Annotated in this window: 21 protein-coding genes and 1 tRNA gene; 15 read left to right on the forward strand and 7 right to left on the reverse strand. The window is 61.6% G+C overall.

Translation table 11 applies throughout. The features are described from left to right. Positions 1–162 precede the first annotated feature (162 nt). Positions 163–633, forward strand: a complete 471-nt coding sequence (nrdR, locus tag MUY21_RS12535) for a transcriptional regulator NrdR (RefSeq protein WP_091429505.1) — start codon at positions 163–165, stop codon at positions 631–633. After that, on the forward strand, positions 630–1,730 hold the full coding sequence (gene ribD, locus MUY21_RS12540; protein ID WP_248410683.1) for a bifunctional diaminohydroxyphosphoribosylaminopyrimidine deaminase/5-amino-6-(5-phosphoribosylamino)uracil reductase RibD: 1,101 nt from the start codon (positions 630–632) through the stop codon (positions 1,728–1,730). The genes nrdR and ribD overlap by 4 nt, the downstream gene beginning before the upstream one ends. On the opposite strand, the gene MUY21_RS12545 is transcribed toward ribD, so the two are convergent. The 3 genes from MUY21_RS12545 to MUY21_RS12555 form a co-directional block, all read right to left on the reverse strand. Then, the gene (locus MUY21_RS12545) at positions 1,715–3,775 is read right to left on the reverse strand and encodes a capsular polysaccharide biosynthesis protein (RefSeq protein WP_248410684.1); all 2,061 of its coding nucleotides are present in this window, start codon (positions 3,773–3,775) and stop codon (positions 1,715–1,717) included. The two genes, ribD and MUY21_RS12545, sit on opposite strands and share 16 nt — an antisense overlap. Positions 3,776–3,788: 13 nt before the next feature. Next, positions 3,789–4,931, reverse strand: a complete 1,143-nt coding sequence (locus tag MUY21_RS12550) for a polysaccharide biosynthesis/export family protein (protein WP_191285616.1) — start codon at positions 4,929–4,931, stop codon at positions 3,789–3,791. 92 nt (positions 4,932–5,023) lie between these two features. Then, positions 5,024–6,310 (reverse strand): capsular biosynthesis protein, encoded by a 1,287-nt coding sequence (locus tag MUY21_RS12555; RefSeq protein WP_248410685.1) that lies wholly within the window; start codon positions 6,308–6,310, stop codon positions 5,024–5,026. A gap of 235 nt (positions 6,311–6,545) precedes the next feature. Here MUY21_RS12555 and MUY21_RS12560 point away from each other — a divergent pair, with 235 nt between their 5' ends. The 8 genes from MUY21_RS12560 (at position 6,546) to MUY21_RS12595 (ending at position 12,151) form a co-directional block, all read left to right on the forward strand. Then, complete coding sequence (locus tag MUY21_RS12560) at positions 6,546–7,133, forward strand: riboflavin synthase (RefSeq protein ID WP_248410686.1); 588 nt, start codon at positions 6,546–6,548, stop codon at positions 7,131–7,133. An 80-nt stretch (positions 7,134–7,213) separates the two neighbouring features. Further along, positions 7,214–8,179, forward strand: coding sequence for an MBL fold metallo-hydrolase (locus MUY21_RS12565; RefSeq protein WP_248410687.1), 966 nt, complete (start codon positions 7,214–7,216; stop codon positions 8,177–8,179). Positions 8,180–8,243: 64 nt separating this feature from the next. Beyond that, on the forward strand, positions 8,244–8,882 hold the full coding sequence (locus MUY21_RS12570; RefSeq protein ID WP_248410688.1) for an NYN domain-containing protein: 639 nt from the start codon (positions 8,244–8,246) through the stop codon (positions 8,880–8,882). Between the two features lie 80 nt (positions 8,883–8,962). Further along, positions 8,963–10,096: a 3,4-dihydroxy-2-butanone-4-phosphate synthase gene (ribB, locus tag MUY21_RS12575; RefSeq protein ID WP_248410689.1), complete on the forward strand. Its 1,134-nt coding sequence runs from the start codon at positions 8,963–8,965 to the stop codon at positions 10,094–10,096. A 3-nt stretch (positions 10,097–10,099) separates the two neighbouring features. Beyond that, positions 10,100–10,651, forward strand: coding sequence for a 6,7-dimethyl-8-ribityllumazine synthase (locus MUY21_RS12580; RefSeq protein ID WP_248410690.1), 552 nt, complete (start codon positions 10,100–10,102; stop codon positions 10,649–10,651). Beyond that, positions 10,648–11,115 carry a transcription antitermination factor NusB gene (gene nusB, locus MUY21_RS12585; RefSeq protein ID WP_191285623.1) on the forward strand — a complete coding sequence of 156 codons (468 nt, stop codon included), beginning with the start codon at positions 10,648–10,650 and terminating at the stop codon, positions 11,113–11,115. The genes MUY21_RS12580 and nusB overlap by 4 nt, the downstream gene beginning before the upstream one ends. A 153-nt stretch (positions 11,116–11,268) precedes the next feature. Continuing rightward, a complete protein-coding gene (locus tag MUY21_RS12590) occupies positions 11,269–11,568 on the forward strand; it encodes a hypothetical protein (RefSeq protein ID WP_248410691.1) in 300 nt (99 codons plus the stop codon). A 109-nt stretch (positions 11,569–11,677) separates the two neighbouring features. Beyond that, positions 11,678–12,151: a hypothetical protein gene (locus MUY21_RS12595; protein WP_248410692.1), complete on the forward strand. Its 474-nt coding sequence runs from the start codon at positions 11,678–11,680 to the stop codon at positions 12,149–12,151. A gap of 18 nt (positions 12,152–12,169) precedes the next feature. Here MUY21_RS12595 and MUY21_RS12600 read toward each other — a convergent pair whose 3' ends face one another. Continuing rightward, positions 12,170–13,309 (reverse strand): PQQ-dependent sugar dehydrogenase, encoded by a 1,140-nt coding sequence (locus MUY21_RS12600; protein WP_248410693.1) that lies wholly within the window; start codon positions 13,307–13,309, stop codon positions 12,170–12,172. A 390-nt stretch (positions 13,310–13,699) separates the two neighbouring features. Here MUY21_RS12600 and MUY21_RS12605 point away from each other — a divergent pair, with 390 nt between their 5' ends. Continuing rightward, entirely contained in the window at positions 13,700–14,158 is a 459-nt protein-coding gene (locus MUY21_RS12605) for an MmcB family DNA repair protein (protein ID WP_191285628.1), read from the forward strand. Between the two features lie 82 nt (positions 14,159–14,240). On the opposite strand, the gene MUY21_RS12610 is transcribed toward MUY21_RS12605, so the two are convergent. Continuing rightward, positions 14,241–14,450: a DUF6324 family protein gene (locus MUY21_RS12610; RefSeq protein WP_248410694.1), complete on the reverse strand. Its 210-nt coding sequence runs from the start codon at positions 14,448–14,450 to the stop codon at positions 14,241–14,243. Between the two features lie 106 nt (positions 14,451–14,556). Between MUY21_RS12610 and MUY21_RS12615 the strand changes: the two genes are divergently transcribed. Further along, positions 14,557–14,633 (forward strand) — tRNA-His (locus MUY21_RS12615). 80 nt (positions 14,634–14,713) lie between these two features. On the opposite strand, the gene MUY21_RS12620 is transcribed toward MUY21_RS12615, so the two are convergent. Together MUY21_RS12620 and MUY21_RS12625 are read right to left on the reverse strand one after the other, a co-directional pair. Continuing rightward, entirely contained in the window at positions 14,714–15,541 is an 828-nt protein-coding gene (locus MUY21_RS12620) for a hypothetical protein (RefSeq protein ID WP_248410695.1), read from the reverse strand. A 107-nt stretch (positions 15,542–15,648) separates the two neighbouring features. Then, the gene (locus MUY21_RS12625) at positions 15,649–15,984 is read right to left on the reverse strand and encodes a DUF6476 family protein (RefSeq protein ID WP_248410696.1); all 336 of its coding nucleotides are present in this window, start codon (positions 15,982–15,984) and stop codon (positions 15,649–15,651) included. Here MUY21_RS12625 and MUY21_RS12630 point away from each other — a divergent pair. The 3 genes from MUY21_RS12630 (at position 15,983) to rpoH (ending at position 19,577) form a co-directional block, all read left to right on the forward strand. Then, complete coding sequence (locus tag MUY21_RS12630) at positions 15,983–17,029, forward strand: RluA family pseudouridine synthase (protein WP_248410697.1); 1,047 nt, start codon at positions 15,983–15,985, stop codon at positions 17,027–17,029. The two genes, MUY21_RS12625 and MUY21_RS12630, sit on opposite strands and share 2 nt — an antisense overlap. Before the next feature lie 23 nt (positions 17,030–17,052). Continuing rightward, the gene (gene cls / locus MUY21_RS12635) at positions 17,053–18,498 is read left to right on the forward strand and encodes a cardiolipin synthase (RefSeq protein WP_248410698.1); all 1,446 of its coding nucleotides are present in this window, start codon (positions 17,053–17,055) and stop codon (positions 18,496–18,498) included. A gap of 182 nt (positions 18,499–18,680) precedes the next feature. Further along, complete coding sequence (gene rpoH / locus MUY21_RS12640) at positions 18,681–19,577, forward strand: RNA polymerase sigma factor RpoH (RefSeq protein WP_248410699.1); 897 nt, start codon at positions 18,681–18,683, stop codon at positions 19,575–19,577. The last annotated feature ends 7 nt before the right edge of the window (positions 19,578–19,584 follow it).

A 19,584-nucleotide genomic window follows, 5' to 3' on the forward strand; every position in this document is an offset into this window, starting at 1 on the left:
GCAGGGGAAGGGAAAGCAATCTTTCCCCGTGACAGTGGGGTATCGCGCATCTTGGGGCGTCTATTTCCCACTACACAAGACCTAGAGGCTGCCCTATAGTGCCTGTGGATAACTGGGCGAAAGACCCAAATAACCGAGGTGATTGAGAGAAGAGGAAGGCCGATGCGCTGCCCGTTTTGCGGAAATATTGATACTCAGGTAAAAGACAGCCGCCCGGCCGAAGACCACGTTGCCATTCGCAGGCGTCGGTTTTGCCCGGCCTGTGGCGGGCGGTTCACCACCTATGAACGGGTGCAGTTGCGCGATCTTGTCGTGGTGAAATCCAATGGGCGGCGCGAGGATTTCGACCGCGAGAAGCTGGAGCGTTCGATCCGCATTTCGATGCAGAAGCGCCCGGTGGAGCCCGAACGCATCGACCAGATGATCTCGGGCATCGTACGGCGGTTGGAAAGCATGGGCGAGACGGATATTCCATCGAAGACGATCGGCGAGATCGTGATGGAGAGTCTGGCCCGGATCGACACTGTCGCCTATGTGCGTTTTGCCAGTGTTTACAAGAACTTCCAGGCGGCGGATGATTTCGACAAATTCGTCAGCGAGCTGCGTCCGGACGTGGCACCAGAGGACGAGTGACCCAATCTGATACACGCTTCATGCGTCTGGCCCTGTCGCTTGGGCGGCGGGGGCTTGGGCGATGTGCGCCAAACCCGGCGGTGGGCTGTGTGATCGTGCGGGATGGGCGGATTGTTGGGCGGGGCTGGACCCAAGCGGGCGGACGCCCTCATGCGGAAGTCGTGGCGCTGGCGCAGGCGGGGGCGGCGGCTCGCGGCGCGACTGCTTTCGTTACATTGGAGCCTTGTGCCCATCACGGGCAGACGCCACCCTGTGCCGCTGCGCTGATCGAGGCAGGCATCGCGCGTGTGGTGGTCGCGCTGGGCGACCCGGACCCGCGCGTGGATGGGGGCGGCATTGCCATGCTGCACGCTGCCGGGATTGTTGTTGACACCGGCCTGTGCGCCGACGAGGCGCGCGCCGATCTGGCGGGCTTTCTGTCGCGGGTCACGCGCGACCGACCGATGGTCACACTGAAACTGGCCAGCTCATTCGACGGGCGAATTGCCACAGCCTCGGGCGACAGCCAATGGATCACCGGGGCCGAGGCGCGCCGTCATGTTCACGCGATGCGCGCCACCCATGATGCGGTGATGATCGGGGCAGGTACCGCGCGGGCCGATGACCCTTCGCTGAGCGTGCGCGGGTTAGGTGTCGATCATCAACCGATCCGCGTGATCCTGTCGCGCCATCTGGACCTGCCGCTTGACAGTCAATTGGCCCGCACCGCGCGCGATATCCCGGTCTGGATTTGTCACGGCCACCGCGCCGCGCCTGAACTTGTGTCGGCCTGGGCAGGCGTCGGGGCCGAGATGATTGCGGTGGACGATATGCAAGGCGCGCTGGACCCGGCGGCGGTGTTGCACGCCTTGGGCGGTCGTGGCCTGACCCGCGTCTATTGCGAAGGGGGCGGCGGTCTTGCGGCTTCGCTTCTGGTGGCGGGGCTGGTGGACGAGCTTGTGGGCTATACCGCCGGCGTGGCACTGGGAGCCGAGGGGCGACCGTCCCTCGCCGCCATGGGACTGGGACGGTTGGCCGAGGCGCCGCGTTTCGATCTGGTCGAGGCGCGGGTTATTGGCGGCGATATCCTGCATCGCTGGCGTCAACGCCAAAGATAGGCGTAGCTGGCAAACAGCCCCTGCAATTTCGACAGGATGCGCGTGGCGGGTGCCACCTTCGGCGCGACACCATTGGCGAGCCGCTCCACCACAACCTCGACCGGGCAGGCGGTGCCGGTCACCGGATCATGGTAGCGCGGGTAGTCAATCAACACCGCATGGGTCAGCGCGATCAGGTCAGGCCGCGCTGTGCGGCGGTCGGGGATGTTTCCCAGATCGCGCGTCAGCCCCCAACCGGCATAGAAGGGCGCGCCAAAGCAGGTGACGCGGCGACCGCGGATGAGCGCCTCGAACCCTAATGTTGAGGTCATGGTCCACACCTCGTCCACCGCGTCGATCAGGCCGATAGGGTCGGCTTTGTCTGCCACCAGATCGGCAAGCGCGCGGGCCTGGTCGGGCGGAACAGCACCCGCACGCAGCCCGGCTTCCACATCCGGGTGGGGCTTATAGATGATCACCGCGTCGGGGTTTTCGGCACGGGTTCGTTCCAGCAGCGCCAGATTTGTGGCGACGGCATCCGTGCCCAGCCGGATCGAGGCGTCATCTTCGACCTGTCCCGGCACCAGAATACGCCGCCCCTTGGGCAGAAGGTCCAGCCCATCGGGCAGGGGGCGGTCGAGGTTGTATTTGCCAAGCCCGGTCGCCGTCAGCCGCGCAATCAACCGCTCGGCCCGTTCGCGGGCGTGGTCGGGCAGGGTGGGTGAGGCGGCGATCAGGCGTTCCAGCCGGCTTTCTCGGGTGGGGTCATAATAAATGCCCAGATCATCGCGCACCAGTGACATTGGCGGTACCAACTCGGCCCCCAGCCCGCGCGAGCGCAGAAACCCGTCCTCGATCCGCAGAAGGGGGGGGTGGGCTTGGTGTTCCGGCTGTTCCTTCCCGGCCCAGACCATCAATTGACGGTCCACATCGTCTGCCCCTTTGGCCGCGCGGGCGGCGGTGTCGTCGAAGATCATTGCCGGGCCATCTGCAAAGAACCGCGTCAAAGGGCGACGTTTCCATAGGCGCATTCCGCTGGCGACATAACCGCGGTGATCCTCGCGCCAGGCGCGGGCGCGGGCTTCCAGCGTGTCCAGGACGGTTTCGATCTCGCACAGCTCATCGCGATAGGGGTCGTACCAGGTGGGGTAGAGGATCATCGCCCCCATGAAAAGCTGTGTGCGTGTCAGGGTGCGTCTGCGTCGGTCCACCGGGCGGTCATCGACTGTCAGCCCCCAGCCGGCATAGAAAGGCTGGCCGAACACATGCGGCTTGTGGCCCGCCAGAATAGCCTCAAACCCCATGCCGGAGCTGACGGTATAAACCGCTTGCGCACCTTCCAGCAGCGCCCAGGGGCTGACCGGGGCGGTGATCAGTCGGACCTGATCGTTTTCATCTTCGGGTCCGTAATGGCCGGGGCGATGGCCTAACGAGGTCTCCGGGTGGGTTTTGATAAAGATACGCGCGTCCGGGTGGTTCAGCCGGGCGGCAACCAATATTTCGCGAAACGTGTTTGCAGACGCGCCCGCATGGGCGATCGAGGCATCTCCGCGCGTCTGGTCGATCACCAGCACATAGGGCGCGTCCGGTACGGGAAGGGCGGGATCGAAGGCGTTGTATTTCGACAGATGCGCTTGCTGAATCCGGTCCATCGCGTCGCGCGCCCGGCGCAGGGTGTCGCTGTGGTCCAGCGGGTCCGAGGCCAGGATATGTTCCAGCCGCGAGGGCTGCGCGCTGTCGAAATGCACGCCCATGTCGTCGATCAGAAGGCCCAATGGCGCCTCGCCCGAACGCCCCGTCAGGACCGAACGCAGAAACGCATCTTCGACCCGGATCAGCGGGGTGTCACGGCGGGCGGCCACCGCTTCGCCGCGCGGGGCGGTGGGGCTTTTGCCCCAGGTGCCGACACAGTCGCCATCGCCCGGCAGACCCAGCCGCACCTCCCACCCTGCCAGCGCCAGAATGCGGCGGATGCGCGGTTGGGTCAGGAAGCCGCCATTGTAAACATAAAGCCGCCGGGAAGGATGATCCCCGGCGGCTTCCTGGTGGTCTGAAGATCGGGCCATCATGCCCTCTGGTTCAACTGTCGGACAACGATTGGTTCAGCGACGAAATCGACCCGGCCGTGGCCAGCGACCCGGTCAGAGCGGACAAAAGCTTGGTCCACTGGACATAAGGCGCTTCGGTCACATAGATTGTGTCGCCATCGCGGATCACGAAATCACGCGCCTTGAACATGCCATTCGGCTCGGTCAGGTTCAGCACATAGACCATGCGCTGCGATCCGCGAATGTCGGACCGGCCAAGAACCTTATTGGCAATCTCGGCGGTTTCATCGCGCAGGATGAAGATCCCCTTGGGGTCGGCGGACGACCCCGACAGGCCACCAACCTGCGCCAGAGCCTCCATCGCCGACAGGTTTTGCGTCTCGAACCGGACACGGCTTTGGCCGCCGGTGGCGCCGATGGCGGTATAGGACCTTGTGTCCTCCTCGACCAGAATGCGGTCGCCGCCGCGCAGGGCGATGTTGGTTTCGGGATGTTCAAACAGGTCCTGGAACCAGACTTCGCCGGTCTGGTTGCCACGGTTGACCCGGATCTTGGCAATCTCGGGCGAAATGGCGATGCCACCGGCGCGCGCCAGCATGGCGTTCAGCGTCCGTGTTGGCCGCTCGATGGGATAGACGCCCTGACCGCCGACCGCGCCGGTGATCGTGACGGTGGACCCGTCACCGGCCAGACGCCGCACCAGCACCTGCGGATCCGGGGTCTGTTCGGCCAGTTTGCGGGTGATGATCCGGCGGATCGCCTCGGGCGAATTGCCTGCGGCCTTGATACGGCCTGCATAGGGAATGAAGATAAAGCCCGACCCATCCACTTGCACCTCTTCCAGCGAGGCAGGGGCGCCGGCGGTGGTCAGGATGCCGGTATCGACATTTTCCCAGATTGAGATGCCCAGCGTGTCACCTGGCTGAATGGTGTCTGACCCGACAAGCGGGGCATTGGCAAAGGCCTTGCTGAACCCCAGCGGCGGAGTGACGGCGGTGGCCCGGTTCACGTGATCGTTGACCAGAACGACAATGGAGTCATTCAGCGGCTGATCGGTCTTGGCAAGCAGTTCGGATTTGTTCGGGCCGCTGCGCGGCAATCCACATGCGCCAACGGACAGAACCAATGCACAAAGGGCCGCGGCGCGGACCCATTTCTTTCCGGTGACTGACACTCTGCGTGCTCCTTCTGGGCGTTGGCCGATAGGGATTTGGCGCGACCCTAGTCGGGCGCGCGTGTTTTATCCAGCGTTTCACCCGTGTCGCGCTATTTTACAACCCGCAACTGTTGCCTTGGTGCCGCTGTCCCACGCTCCAGCGCCTGATAGGGGTCATCTGCGGCCAGCATCATGTCCACCACTTGCCGCAAAAGCTGCCGTCGCCCCCGTGCTGCGTAGAAGCTGCCGGTGACCTGGCTTGTTTCCAGCAGATAGTGGCGATAGTCGCGATAGGCACGGCTATCGGGGCGGGTTGGCAGGGTAAAAAACTCTTCGACCGACTGGGTCGAGGTAAATTCGGGTTTGTCAAAGACCGCCGTGCCGAACACTCTTAGCGGCAACCCGCGCCACAGGACCTGCTGGGCAGCGGTGGAGTTCACGGTCATCGCGGATCGGGCGTGATCCAGAAGCCGGGCCAGCTTGCCACCGCGCACATAATGCACCCGGTCAGCGACGCCAAAGGTTTGCGCCAGCCGCCGGATTTCGCGACGCTGCGGCACGCGCCCGTCCTCCAGCGGGTGGGCTTTGAAAACAAGATGGTGATGGCGCGGCGCACCGGTGGCGAACCCTTTGATCACCACCTCAAGAAACTCAGTCATCGTATTGAAAGGGCTGTGATTTTGAAAGCTCGAGTCATGCTCAAGCTGAAGCAGCGCCAGATGATAGGGGAAGCCGCCATACTTGATCCGCATGGTCGCGGCAATGCGGTCAGCGGCGAGAAACGGCATCAACAGAAGCCGCTTCAGATAGAGGTTCAACTCGTGTCCCACACTCACCGCTCGGTGGGGCCGGAAGTGGGGGTAACGGCGGTTGGTGAACATCACGAACCAATGATACAGGGCACCATAGAAAACATGGTGATGCATGTCGCCCCAATGGGCGGGTGCCTCGGGGATATCAGGTTGGGCATGGGCAAGGGTATCACGCATCTGTGCGACGCTGGTTTGCATCAGACGTGAGTTGCCGTTCGACCCATCGCGTTCATAGGTCACCCAATAGGGGCGCAGATAGCCTTCTTCGAAGACGTGGATGCGCAACCCGCGCGCTTTGGCAATCCTGACCGCGTGTGCGTGGATTGGGCGGGTGTCGCCGTATAGCACGATATCGGAGATGGCGTGGTCATCCAGCAGATGTGAAAACCGGTCGGGCCAGTCCTGTTGCGGGGCGGTGAACGGGATATATGTCGACCGATCCCGCCAGAACACCTGATCGCCCATGTTGAAGCCTACGCGCCAGACCTTGGCACCTGCTGTCCGCAACATTCGTCCCAATTGCCAGAAGAACGGGCCGTGCGGGCCCTGTAGAAACAGGAAATGTCGTTCTTGGCCGGTGATCATCGTCTGCCTGTCCGTCTTTTGCCGTCGCCGCGTTGGGGGCGATGCGACCCTTCGTCCTTTTTGCCCCGGTCCGTTCACTATGGAAAGGGGAGCCTTTCCATTCTGTTACCCTCGCCTTTGGGCAAAAGTGTGGCCTGAAGCTGTACCGGATTGGGCAGTCAGGCGTCGTCACATCTTGGCAATACCTTTGTCGCGCGCTAGGGCTGAGGCACCACATCAGCGGGAGGAAACCAGCATGTTCACCGGGATCATCACGGATATCGGCCGGATTGAGGCGCTGAGCCAGTCGGGCGACATGCACGCGCGGATCAAGACGGGCTATGACACGGGCAGCATCGACATCGGCGCTTCGATCGCGTCCGATGGGGTGTGCCTGACCGTGGTGGCGTTGGGTGATGATTGGTATGACGTTGATATCTCGGCGGAAACCGTGTCAAAGACCAATCTTGGCGCGTGGAGGGTCGGCCACAAGGTCAACCTTGAACGGGCGTTGAAGGTCGGCGACGAGCTGGGCGGGCATATCGTGTCGGGTCATGTGGATGGCGTGGCTGAAATCATCGCGATGACGGATGAGGGCGACAGCACGCGCGTGCAGTTCCGCGCGCCCGCTGATCTGGCGCGGTTCATCGCTCCCAAGGGGTCTGTTGCACTGAACGGCACGTCGCTGACCGTGAACGAGGTGGAGGGCGACGTGTTCGGCGTCAACCTGATCTCGCACACGAAAGAGGTGACGAACTGGGGGCACGCGAAAGTGGGCGACCGCGTCAACCTGGAAATTGACACGCTGGCACGCTATGTGGCGCGGCTGGCAGAATACGGGTGAGCACCCCGGTTGGTTCCCTTTGACATATTCGGTTGCGGGCATATGATCGGCAAAATGCCTGATCCAAGACGGAGCCACCCATGACCCTGATCCGCCCGACCCGCCGTGACCTTCTGCGCTTGGCCGCCATCGCCCCCGCCTTCGCCATGCCCGCCACCGCGCGTGCTATGCTGGGCGCGCCCACCGCTGGCAACCCGGCGCATTTCAGCTTCACACTTGGCGAGGCGCGGCTGACCGTGGTGTCGGATGGCTATTTCTCGCTGCCCGGCAGCGGGCTTGCGGTGAACGCGCCCGAGGAAGAAAAGATTGCGTTTCTGAAAGATCACTACCTTGATCCTGAGCGCGGCTATTCCCACACCAACCACCTCTATATCGAGATCGGAGAGGCACGGGTTCTGATCGACGTGGGGTCGGGGACACGTTGGCTGGACACGACCGGGCGTCTGATGGGCAACCTTGAGGCTGCGGGAATCGACCCAATGGGCATCACCCATGTTGTGATCACCCACGCGCACCCAGATCACATCTGGGGCATTCGCGACGACTTCGACGAGCCCATTATCCCCGACGCCGAATACATCATCGGCGAGACCGAGCGCACCTATTGGCTGCAAGACGGTCTGGTCGATCAGGTCAGCGCCGAACGGCAGCAATTCGTGGTCGGCGCGGTCAATGCGATCAACGCGGAAGGTGTGGAATGGACGCTGGTGGGCGGCGGGGCCGAGGTCGTGCCGGGTGTGACCCTGCTGGACAGTCCCGGCCACACGCCGGGCCATTTGTCGGTTATGATCGACAGCGGCGGGCAACAACTGATCGCCACCGGTGACGCGCTCACCCATGCCTATACCAACTTTGCCCATCCTGACTGGTTCAACGACACTGATACGGATGGCGAAATGACCGTTGCCAGCCGCCGCAATATTCTGGACATGGCGGCATCCGACCGGATCGCGATGCTGGGCTATCACTTCCCCTTCCCCGGTGTGGGCCATGTGCGCCGCGTGGGCGAGGCGTTCGAGTTCGTGCCGGCGCTTTGGCAGTTTTAACACCCAAGGTTGATCTGTGGACAGCAATGCTTAGCTTCAATGGTGAGGCAAAGAGGGATTGCGTATGTACAATAACGGTTTAGGGTCGCCTGCCGATGACGACAGGGTCGCATTGCTGATTGATGGCGAAAACATCTCCAGCGCGCTGGCAGGGAAGATCATTGTCGAGGCGGGCAAGTTTGGTGAATTGCTGGTCAAGCGTGTCTATGGCAACGCCGCGCGCATTCGCGGCTGGGACGAAGCGCCGGGGATCAAGCTGGTGCATACCGGGCTGGGCAAGAACGCTGCCGACATCGCGCTGGCGCTGGATGCTGCCGAGTTGAGCTTTGAGGCAAAGGTGCGGACCATCGTCCTGGTCAGCTCGGACGGTGATTTCTCACACCTTGCGACGTTCCTGCGCGAACGCGGTCATGTGGTCGCCGGGATGGGCGAAGGGAAGGCGCCGGTGAATTATCGCAAATCGTGCTCCAGTTGGCTGACGCTCGACACCAATCCGAAGGACATGGATCAGAAAATCCTGGCCGAAATGCGCAAACAGAAAGACGGGCTTCTGATTGGCCGCGTCAGCCCCACCTTGCGTGCAGCTTTGGGTGTCACCCTGTCCGATCTGGAAGAGAAGACCTGGCGCAAGTATTTCGAAAAACGTCCCTACACGTTCAAGATCACCGGCGAGGCGCAGCAGACCCGGATTACGGCGCGTTAGCACCGCCCGGCGCCGCCTTTGCACTGGCAAACGCATCCCGCCTGCGCTAGTCACGGGCGCGAACCTGAGGGGAATGCGCCATGCCTGATCGCAGCACATATGAAACACCCGGCCCGGTCGAGGCCAGCCTGTCCGATACCATCGCCTCGGCCGAGGACATCATCGAGGAAGCCCGCGCGGGACGGATGTATATCCTCGTCGATCACGAAGACCGCGAGAATGAAGGCGATTTCGTCATTCCCGCCGATGCCTGCACCGCCGAGGCGATCAACTTCATGGCCACCCACGGGCGCGGGCTGATCTGCCTGCCGATGGAGGCCGCGCGGATCGAGGCGCTGGGCCTGCCGATGATGTCGATGCACAACTCCTCGCGCCATGAAACCGCGTTCACCACCTCGATCGAGGCGCGCGAGGGCGTCAGCACAGGGATTTCCGCCGCGGATCGCGCCCTGACCGTGGCGGTTGCCATCGACCCAGAGAACGGCCCCGCGGACATCGCCACCCCCGGCCACGTCTTCCCTCTGCGCGCCCGCAATGGCGGCGTGCTGGTGCGGGCAGGGCATACCGAGGCCGCCGTCGATATCTCGCGACTGGCTGGACGCACGCCTGCGGGCGTGATTTGCGAGATCATGAACGACGACGGCACCATGGCGCGGTTGCCGGAACTGGTCGAGATCGCCAAAAAGCACGGGTTGAAGATCGGCACAATTTCGGACCTGATCGCCTATCGCCGTCGCCACGACAATCTTGTCCGTGAAACCTCGCGCGAAAACGTCACCTCGCAATATGGTGGTGATTGGGAGATGCGGATATTCACAGACCTCACCCACGAGATCGAACATGTCGTCCTGATAAAGGGCGACATCACCACGTCTGAGCCGGTTCTGGTGCGCACCCATGCGCTGCAAGAAGCGCAGGACGTGCTGGGTCTTGGCCCACGCCCGGCCGACGAATTGCCCCGCGCCATGCAGATCATCGCGGATGAGGGCAGGGGAGTGGTCTGCCTGTTCCGTGAACCGCGCAAGACGCTGCACGCCAACGACGATGATGATGGGCCCCGCACCGTGCGCCAGATCGGGCTGGGCTCGCAGATCCTGTCCGCGCTTGGCCTGCACGATATGGTGCTTTTGACCGACAGCCCCGATACCCGCTATGTGGGGCTGGACGCCTATGGGCTGACCATCACCGGCACACGCCCCATTCAGAAGGATTGAGACATGGCCAAAGCCGAACAGCACTACGTGCTCGACCGCCCGACATTCGACAAGCCGGTGAAGCTGCTGATCGTGGTCGCGCCGTATTACAAGGACATCGCCGACGAACTGGTCGCCGGCGCGAAAGCCGAGATCGAGGCCGCTGACGGCACCTGGGATCTGGTCGAGGTGCCCGGCGCGTTGGAAGTGCCCACCGCGATCGCCATGGCAGACCGGCTGTCGAATTTCGACGGCTATGTGGCGCTGGGCTGCGTGATCCGGGGCGAGACGACGCATTATGAAACTGTCTGCAACGACAGCTCGCGCGCGATCCAGATGATGGGGCTGCAGGGGTTGTGCATCGGCAACGGCATCCTGACCGTCGAAAACCGCAAACAGGCCGAGGTGCGCGCAGACACGAAAGATCAAAATAAAGGCGGTGGGGCGGCGGCTGCGGCCTTGCATCTGGTCGCACTTTCGCGCAAATGGGCCGGCGCAAGCAAAGGTGTCGGGTTCAAGTCGATCTCGGATTCCATAAAACTTGCGGGCAAGACGAAGGATACCCCGACAGCATGACGCTTTCCGGCAACCAGCAACGAAAGATGAAATCCGCCGCCCGGCTGTTCGCCGTGCAGGCTTTGTTTCAGATGGAAGCCGCGGGGCAGACGGCGGACCGCGTGATGGTCGAGTTCGAGGACCACCGCTTTGGCGAGGTGTTCGATGCCTATACCATGGCGGAAGGTGACAGCCGCCTGTTTCGCAAGCTGGTCGAAGACGCGGTGAACCATCAGGCCAGGATCGACCAGATGACCGACCGGGCGCTGGTCGCCAAATGGCCCCTGGGGCGCATCGACCCGACCCTGCGCGCCCTGTTTCGCGCGGCAGGGGCCGAGCTGACCCAGGGCGACACGCCGCCCAAGGTGGTGATCACCGAATTTGTCGACATCACCAAGGCCTTCTTCCCTGAAAGCGACGAAGGCAAGTTCGCCAACGCGGTTCTGGATCACATGGCCCGCGAAGCGAAGCCCGAAGCGTTTTGAACGCTGCTGGCGATGGTTCTGTGCTCCATCGCGCCGAGGCAGCGCCTTGCCAGACCTGCGCACGCGCCCGCCAACCCGTGCCCTGCGACCGTCTGCCCCTTTAATTTCCGTCCGATTGCGCTAGATTGAAAGGGCAGCAGGAAAGGAAACGCCATGCCAAGACTCGTCCGCCTTTACATCAAGCAGGTGCTGATCGGATTTGGCTTGTCCGCTACCTTCGTCGCCCTGCTTCTTTACACCAATGTCGGGAACCTGTGGCACCTCGTGTCGACCTCGGATATCGGCTGGATCGCGGTCCTGATGCTGTTCATGTTCAACGGCATCGTGTTTGCCGGCGTCCAGTTCGCCATCGTCATCATGCGCATGGGGCAGGACGACACACCGAAAGGCGGCAAGCGCGAGCCGATCGCCACCACCATTCCGGTGCCGGTGGAAGCGACGTCGCGGAAATAGGTTTCTGGGCACGAAACCCCGGTGAAGCCATGATCTGGCTCATGGCAGCGGGGTGTGAGGTGGCTTAGTCTCCATGCATGGAGAGACAGTCCATGCAGAAGGAATACCAATGAAACCAATGATTCTGGGTGCCTTGATGGCCAGCCTGCCCGTCGCAACTGCGGCAGAAAATACTGGGGCGCGTGAAGAGGTGGTTCTCTGCCAAGGCGCAGACGACACCATCACGATCGCCCTGTGGACCCCGTCGCAGTTCAATGCGACGTTGCACTGCATAACGTCCGATCACCTGTCAGGAGGGTCACGCTGCGCGCCCAATGGCGGATGGGGGCTGTTGAATGATGCCGGGATGCCGGCGCTTGTTTCGGTCACCATGGATTGGAAAACCGCGCATGAGCATCAACTGGGCAAACTGACCGCGATTGCTGGCCCCAAGGCGGTGCGGTTCAATGCGCAACATGGCGTGGGCACGGGCAGCAATCTGAACTATGAATGGAAATTCACGCTCGACCGCCGCACGGGCGATGCAACCTGGTTCTCAAAGGCGGGTGAACGGGTGCCCTATCGATGCGAGTTGCAAGGTTGAGACCGGGGCAAGGGCCGTTCAACGTGCCGTCAGGCGCAGGAGCCGCCCGCCTTTTCTGTCCTCCAGGACCCAAAGCGCCCCGTCCGGGCCTTGTTCGACGTCGCGCAAGCGGCGGTCCCAGCTGAAGCGTTCGGCCTCGCGCGCTGTGTCGCCGTTGATCTTGACGCGGATCAGCGCGCGGCTGACAAGACCGCCGATCAAGGCATCCCCCCGCCAGTCAGGAAACATATCGCCGTCATAAATCGCCAGCCCGGACGGTGCGATACTGGGCACCCAGAAGGCGGCTGGCGCGGCAAACTCGGGGCGCGTGTCGTGGTCGGGGATCGCCTTTCCGCTGTAATTGTCGCCCATGGACACAACAGGCCAGCCATAGTTCCGGCCCTTCTTGATCAGGTTCAATTCATCGCCATGGCGCGGTCCCATCTCGTGGGTCCAAAGGCGGCCCTTCGCGTCAAAGGCAATGCCAAGAAGGTTGCGGTGGCCAAGGGTCCAGAAGCTCTTGGCCAGGTCGCCCTTGTTTTGAAACGGGTTGTTGCCCGGCACCGAGCCGTCATCGTTCAGGCGGATGATCTTGCCAAGCGCCATGTCCCAACGCTGCGCCGGGGTCTGCTCCTGCCGGTCGCCCGAGGTGATGAACAGCTTGCCCGCCTGCGCAGAGCCTTTCGGGCCAAAAGCGATCTTGTGGGAAAAATGGCCGGACCCCGGCCGATGGGGATGCTGGCTCCAGATCCGTTGCAGGTTGGTCAGGGCAGGGCGGTTTCCCCGGACAAGCGTGCCGCGCACCACAGCGGCCCCGCGTGTCGCCCCGCCATCCCGGCTTTCCACAAAGGACAGGTAGATCAGCCCGTTCTTGGCAAAATCGGGGTGGGGCACGACGTCACCCATCCCGCCCTGACCCCCGACGACAACGCGCGGCACGCCACTGACGGCGCGCCGTGTGCCATCGGTTGTCACCAGGAACAGCTTGCCTGGCCGGGTGGTGACCAGAAGCTCTGAGTTGCTGATAAAGTTCATCGCCCAGGGGCGATCGAACTGGGCAATCTTGGTCACGGTCAGTTTGCTGCCGGCGCTGCCTTCGGTGGTGAAGGCCATTGCGGTTGTTGCCAGGGCGATCAAGGCAGACAGGTTCTGGAACAGGGCAAGGGTCAGGCGTTTCATGGGACCTCCGGCGGGCGTGATTGCAGGTGTGCAGGCAGTCTAGGACAAACGGACATGATACCGCGAACACAACCATGTGAGCCGCCGGGTCGGAGTGGCAAACTGGGAAAGAAAGACGGGGAAAGGTGGCGGAACCGCACGCATCCGTCGGGGTCTGAATTCCCGAGGACCTGTATTTACAGGTGGGCGCCGGGTAACCGGACCAGGATCCGGACAGAGCCAGCTCCCTCGGAATTGCTTAAGGCCACTGGAATTGTACCCACGTGAGACGAGAAGGGCAGAAGCCGCCTCGACCTAGATAGGCGGCACGTAACGGCGTTACAAGGGGAGAGTTCGGAAGGATTGGTGAAGCGGTTGACAAAATGTTCATGAAATGTTCATGCTTGTCGCATGGAATTACCACATCAAACCCTGATGCCCGGCCAGGTGCTGGCGCGCGGTGTGTGCCGCCACATGCTGAGCCATGGGTTCGTCACTGTTGAAGAGCTGGTGCCGACGCGGGGGCTGCGGGTGGACGTGATGGCGCTTGGTCCCAAGGGCGAGATCTGGGTGATCGAATGCAAATCCTCGCGGATGGATTTTCTGTCGGATCAGAAATGGCAGGGTTATCTGGAGTGGTGTGACCGCTATTTCTGGGCGGTGGACGCCGATTTCCCAACCGAGCTTCTGCCCGAAGAGACCGGTCTGATCATCGCGGATGGGTATGATGCCGAGATCCTGCGCATGGGGCCGGAGGACAAGCTGCCGCCCGCCCGCCGCAAGGTGATGGTGCAGAAATTTGCCACCCATGCGGCGCGCCGACTGCAGGGGTTTCGCGACCCCGGTGTCGCGGCGCTTGTAAATATCTGATGTAACAGGGGCGTTGCCCCTGCGCGCGAAATCCTTCGGGATTTCACGCTACCCCAGGATATTTCTGGCCAGAAGAAGCCGGCTATTTCTTTTTTGGTTTGGCGCTGTCGGCCAGGGCGCGGGCCTGTTGGGCGGCGACGCGCAGTTCTTCGGCGATTTCTTCGGCCTCTTCCGGTTCGAAATCCATCGGCAGTTCGACCCCGCCGCCTTCGACGTAGAGCCGCACCATCCCAAGCGACGTTGGGCCGATCTGAAGGTTGGCGTCGATGTCGCTTTCGTCGTTGATGCCCATGTCTTCTCTCCTGAAAAACTCCCCTTGGGGTTAGAGGCGTTTCGTGCATTTTTCAAGCGGCGACCTCTTGCAATGCCCGCGCGTGACGGGTAAATGCGTCCTGCGTGCCGACATAGCTCAGTAGGTTAGAGCGCTTGATTGTGGATCAAGAGGTCCCCCGTTCGAGCCGGGGTGTCGGTACCATCCTTTCACGACAACCCGAAGCGTGTATCTGCTTGCCCGCGTCATTGGCGAAATGCCGTTGGAAGAGGCGCATCAAGGCGTCATAGGTCTTGCGCTTCGGTCCAGTCGTCGGGAAACCAGGCTTCGATCAGGCCGTCCGTATCGGCATTGAGAAGCGCCGCAACCAGGCGCAGAAAATCCGGATCTTCCACGTAACGTTGCCACCGTTTCGATTTGGAAATGGTGTCGACATCTTGTTGTCGATCAAACGAACTTCCGCCACCGGCAGTTGTCATGGCGCCCAGATCCAGTCTTTTTGGGTCAAGCCCAACGCTTTCCAGAATGTCTTTACGATAGGTTTGATCGGCGCCCCATTGATCATAGATTACCGGGTGCACATCATCTTCGGATGCCGTTTGCAGATAGGCTTGATAGGTGCCTGGCAGCCAGGCTTCCAGATGTTCAAGCGACTTTCTCAATCTTGGGGGTCTCGTGATTTCATTCCGCAGTTTCGTCAGACTGGAAGCGATCAGATTGAGCGGGCTTCTTATGATCAGAAAATCGGCTGTCGGCTGAGCATTGATGCCGCTTTCAGCGTGCAGCCGGGCCCGTTCTTCGGGTCGCGGTGACATGATCTCATAAGAAATGATCAGGTCCGTTGCGGAGGATCTCTTATCAAGCAGCCGGTGGAAATGATGGTTCTTTTCGCGATGGATATTGGCGCGATGTTTGCGCAGATGGCCGTTGTAGACGAAGTTGCAATACGAAAACCCCGTGAATGGATCGCCCTCGCGGCAATTGTTCAGGAAGATGGTTGTCTCGACATCGATGTTTCCCATGAACCATTCGATTATGGCGTGGTTGCCAGATCGCGGAATGCCGAAGAAACGCCAAACGCGCGGGTTTGTTGGAAGGCTTTCGGTGGTCATGGCGTGGATGTGGCGTCTTTCATGTCGGGTCTGCGCGCGAGCGGGCGCAGTCACTATCGTTGAATGAGCGCAGGAAAATCAACGCCTGACTGCATAAAGCCGAGACTTTACCTGATCTTGACACGCTTGGTCAGTTGGCCGTTGGTGCGGTCAAAGATCAGGATGTCGCCATCCGACACCACCGCGATCCAGTCCGGGCCGAAGGTCACGGCCTGAGCGGTTGCGCCATCGGGAAGGGTGATCTGGTCGGGCAGGGTGGGCAATGTGCTTCTGTCGGGCGCGCTTTGCGAGAACCGCATCACCACGACCGTGACCAGCACGACAAGCGCCACGATCGTCGTAATCGTCATTGCCGTGACCAGCGTCTTCAGGTATCGCACGGTGCCTGTGCCGATGCTGCCTTCAAGCGCTGCGTCCAGATCCTGTTCAGGAGTGTCGTTCATGTCGTCCTCGCACCGTATCGTTGAGGTGATCATCGCGGAGAACCCGCCCAAGCGTCTTGATAAGGCGATTGCGCGCGATGTGCCAGAGGCAGCGAACCTGTCGCGGTCGCGGCTGGCGCGCTTGATTGCCGACGGGGCCGTAAAGCGCGATGGCAGGGTGATGGACGACTCGCGCGCGAAGGTGGCCGAGGGCGATGTGTTCGAAATTCACGTGCCCGAGGCCGAGGAAAGCCATATCGGGCCGGAAGACATTCCACTTGAGATAGTTCATGAGGATGCCGATCTGATTGTGGTGAACAAACCGGCGGGCATGGTGGTTCACCCGGCACCGGGCACGCCGACGGGCACGTTGGTCAATGCGCTCTTGCACCATTTCGGGGGGGAATTGTCCGGTGTGGGCGGGGAAAAACGCCCGGGCATCGTGCATCGGATCGACAAGGATACTTCGGGTTTGTTGGTGGTGGCCAAGTCGGATGCGGCCCATCACGGGCTGGCCAAACAGTTCGAGGCGCACAGCGTCGAGCGCCGGTATCATGCCGTGACCCATGGCGCGCCTGACAAGGGCGACCCGCGTCTGGGCGGCATCAAGGGCACCAGTTTCGAGCCGGGCAACATCCTGAAAATCACCACGCAACTGGCGCGACACAAGACCGACCGGCAGAAACAGGCGGTGTTGTTCTCGGGTGGGCGCCACGCGGTGACGCGAGCCCGCACGGTCGAGGTGTTCGGCGACCCGGCGCAGGCGGCGCTGATCGAATGCTGGCTGGAAACCGGACGCACCCATCAGATCCGGGTTCATATGGCCCATGCCGGGCATGGGTTGATCGGCGATCCCACTTACGGCGGGCGGCGCAAACTGAATGCGAAGGTGATCGGCGCGGCGGCGGTCGAGGCGGCGCGCACCTTCCCACGCCAGGCGCTTCATGCCGCGACGCTGGGGTTCATCCATCCCGTCACCGGCGAAAACTTGCGCTTTGACGCACCGATCCCCGCAGATATGGTGGCCCTGATCGAAACGCTGCGGGCGGGTGCACAGACCCACTGACAGACGCGATGCAAGAGGCGAGCATGACCAACCTTTCCTGGGCATCCTGGGGTGCCATCTGGGCCGTTTTGCTGTTCGTGGTGGACCTTGCAACCATCGCGCGCGCGGTAACGCGAGAACATCGTTCGCCTGCGTCACGGCTGGCCTGGAGCGTGGTGATTATGACCTTGCCGCTGGTCGGTGTCATTGCGTATTTCTTTCTGGGTGATACCAGTGCGGATCGTAAATCTGACAAGAAACTCAAGGATTTACGGCATGAGCTTCCAAAGCGTCCACCAGAAGCGCTGCCGAATGCGGAAATTCCGCTGTTGTATCGACAGGCCTTTGCGCGCGCGGCGTCGGTGAACGGGTTTCAGCCGGTTTCGGGCAATCGGGCGCGGGTGACGACGGACAGCAACGAAAGCATGGACTGGCTGGTGGCCGATATTGAGGCCGCCACGGATCATGTGCATATCCTGTTCTATATCTGGCTGGCGGACGGCAATGGCACCCGCGTGGCCGAGGCGTTGATCCGCGCGGCGGGGCGTGGGGTCAAGGTGCGGGTGATCGTCGACGGGCTAGGATCGCGGCGGTTGTTGTCCGATCCGCTGTGGGCGCGGATGAAAGAGGGCGGCGTTGATACCGTGGTTGCCTTTGCCTTCCGGTTTCCGTTGATTTCGGCGTTTATCCGCAGGCTGGATATCCGCAACCACCGCAAGATCGTGGTGATCGATCATGCCACCACCTATGTGGGCAGCCAGAACTGCGCGGATGCGGCGTTTCGGGTGAAGGCCAAATACGCGCCCTGGGTCGATGTCATGTTGCGCGTGACTGGCCCGGTGGCGTGGCAGGCACAGCGGCTGTTCGTGTCGGACTGGATGGTGCATGGCGGTGACGACATTGCCCGTTATCTGGATCATGTGCCTGACGTGTCAGAGGATGGATTTCCGGCCGTCATGGCGGGAACGGGACCGACCGAAAGCGTTCAGGCGGTGCCTGACATGATGCAGATGTTGCTGGCCGCGGCCCAGCACGAGGTGATCATCACCACCCCCTATTACGTGCCGTCCGAGGCGCTGCACCAACAGATCTGCGCTGCCGCCCTGCGCGGGGTGCGGGTGCGGTTGAATGTGCCCGCCACAAATGACAGCCTGATCGTTGCCTTTGCCTCGCGTAGTTTCTATCGGTCGCTGCTGAAATCCGGGGTCGAGGTCCATGAATTTCAGCCCGGTCTGTTGCATGCCAAGATCCTGAGCGTCGATGGCACCGCCGCCCTTGTCGGGTCGCCGAACCTTGACCAGCGCAGCTTTGATTTGAACTATGAAAACAGTATGATGCTGGTCGATCCTGATGTGGTGTCCGAACTGTGCCAGAAGCAGGAAGCCTTCATCAATGTGTCCTTGCAGGTGCAGGCGGATACCGTTGTGAACTGGTCGGTGCCACGGCGCATCCTGATCAACAGCATCGGCATGTTGTCTCCGCTTCTTTGACGCGCCTGCAACTTACTGCACGAGGTTGTGAGGATTCATGTCATCCCCTTTCCTTTTTGCCGGCGGGGGATCATATCTGGATTAAGAAATATGTTGATAGCTCGCTTGATTTCGCGGGGTTCGGGCTTATCTTGATGTTAAGCCTCGCAACATTGCGGGAAAGTGAGGGAGAGTAGGTCTAAATGAGCAACTACAAAAACTTGCCGGCCCCGACGCCGGAAGGTGGCCTGAACCGCTATCTTCAGGAAATTCGGAAGTTTCCGATGCTCGAGCCGGAAGAAGAATACATGCTGGCCAAACGCTGGGTGGATCATCAGGATCGCGAAGCGGCGCACCAGATGGTCAATTCCCACCTGCGGCTGGCAGCCAAGATCGCCATGGGCTATCGCGGCTATGGTTTGCCGCAGGCCGAGGTGATTTCCGAGGCGAATGTCGGCCTGATGCAGGCGGTGAAACGCTTTGACCCGGAAAAAGGGTTCCGCCTGGCGACATATGCCATGTGGTGGATCCGTGCCTCGATCCAGGAATATATCCTGCGGTCGTGGTCTTTGGTAAAACTGGGCACGACTTCGGCGCAGAAGAAGCTGTTTTTTAACCTGCGCAAAGCCAAGGCGCGCATCGGTGCGCTGGAAGAGGGCGATCTGCGCCCGGAAAACGTGGCGCGGATTGCCAATGACCTGAATGTCACCGAAGACGAGGTGATCTCGATGAACCGGCGGCTGTCGGGCGGGGACGCATCGCTGAACGCCACCGTGTCTGCTGATGGCGAAGGGTCGATGCAGTGGCAGGATTGGCTGGAAGACGAAGACGCCGATCAGGCCAGCGACTATGCCGAACAGGATGAATTGCAGGTCCGGCGCGAATTGCTGGCGAAAGCCATGGACGTGCTGAACGAGCGCGAAAAAGACATCCTGACCCAGCGCCGTCTGCAGGACAAGGCGGTGACGCTGGAAGAATTGTCCGGCGTCTATGATGTCAGCCGCGAACGCATCCGCCAGATCGAAGTGCGGGCGTTCGAAAAGCTGCAAAAACGGATGCAGGAACTGGCAGCGGAAAAAGGATTGCTGGAAGAAGCCTGATCCGGCC

The sequence above is a fragment of the Aliiroseovarius sp. S2029 genome (assembly GCF_023195575.1).
GTDB classification, from domain to species: domain Bacteria; phylum Pseudomonadota; class Alphaproteobacteria; order Rhodobacterales; family Rhodobacteraceae; genus Aliiroseovarius; species Aliiroseovarius zhejiangensis.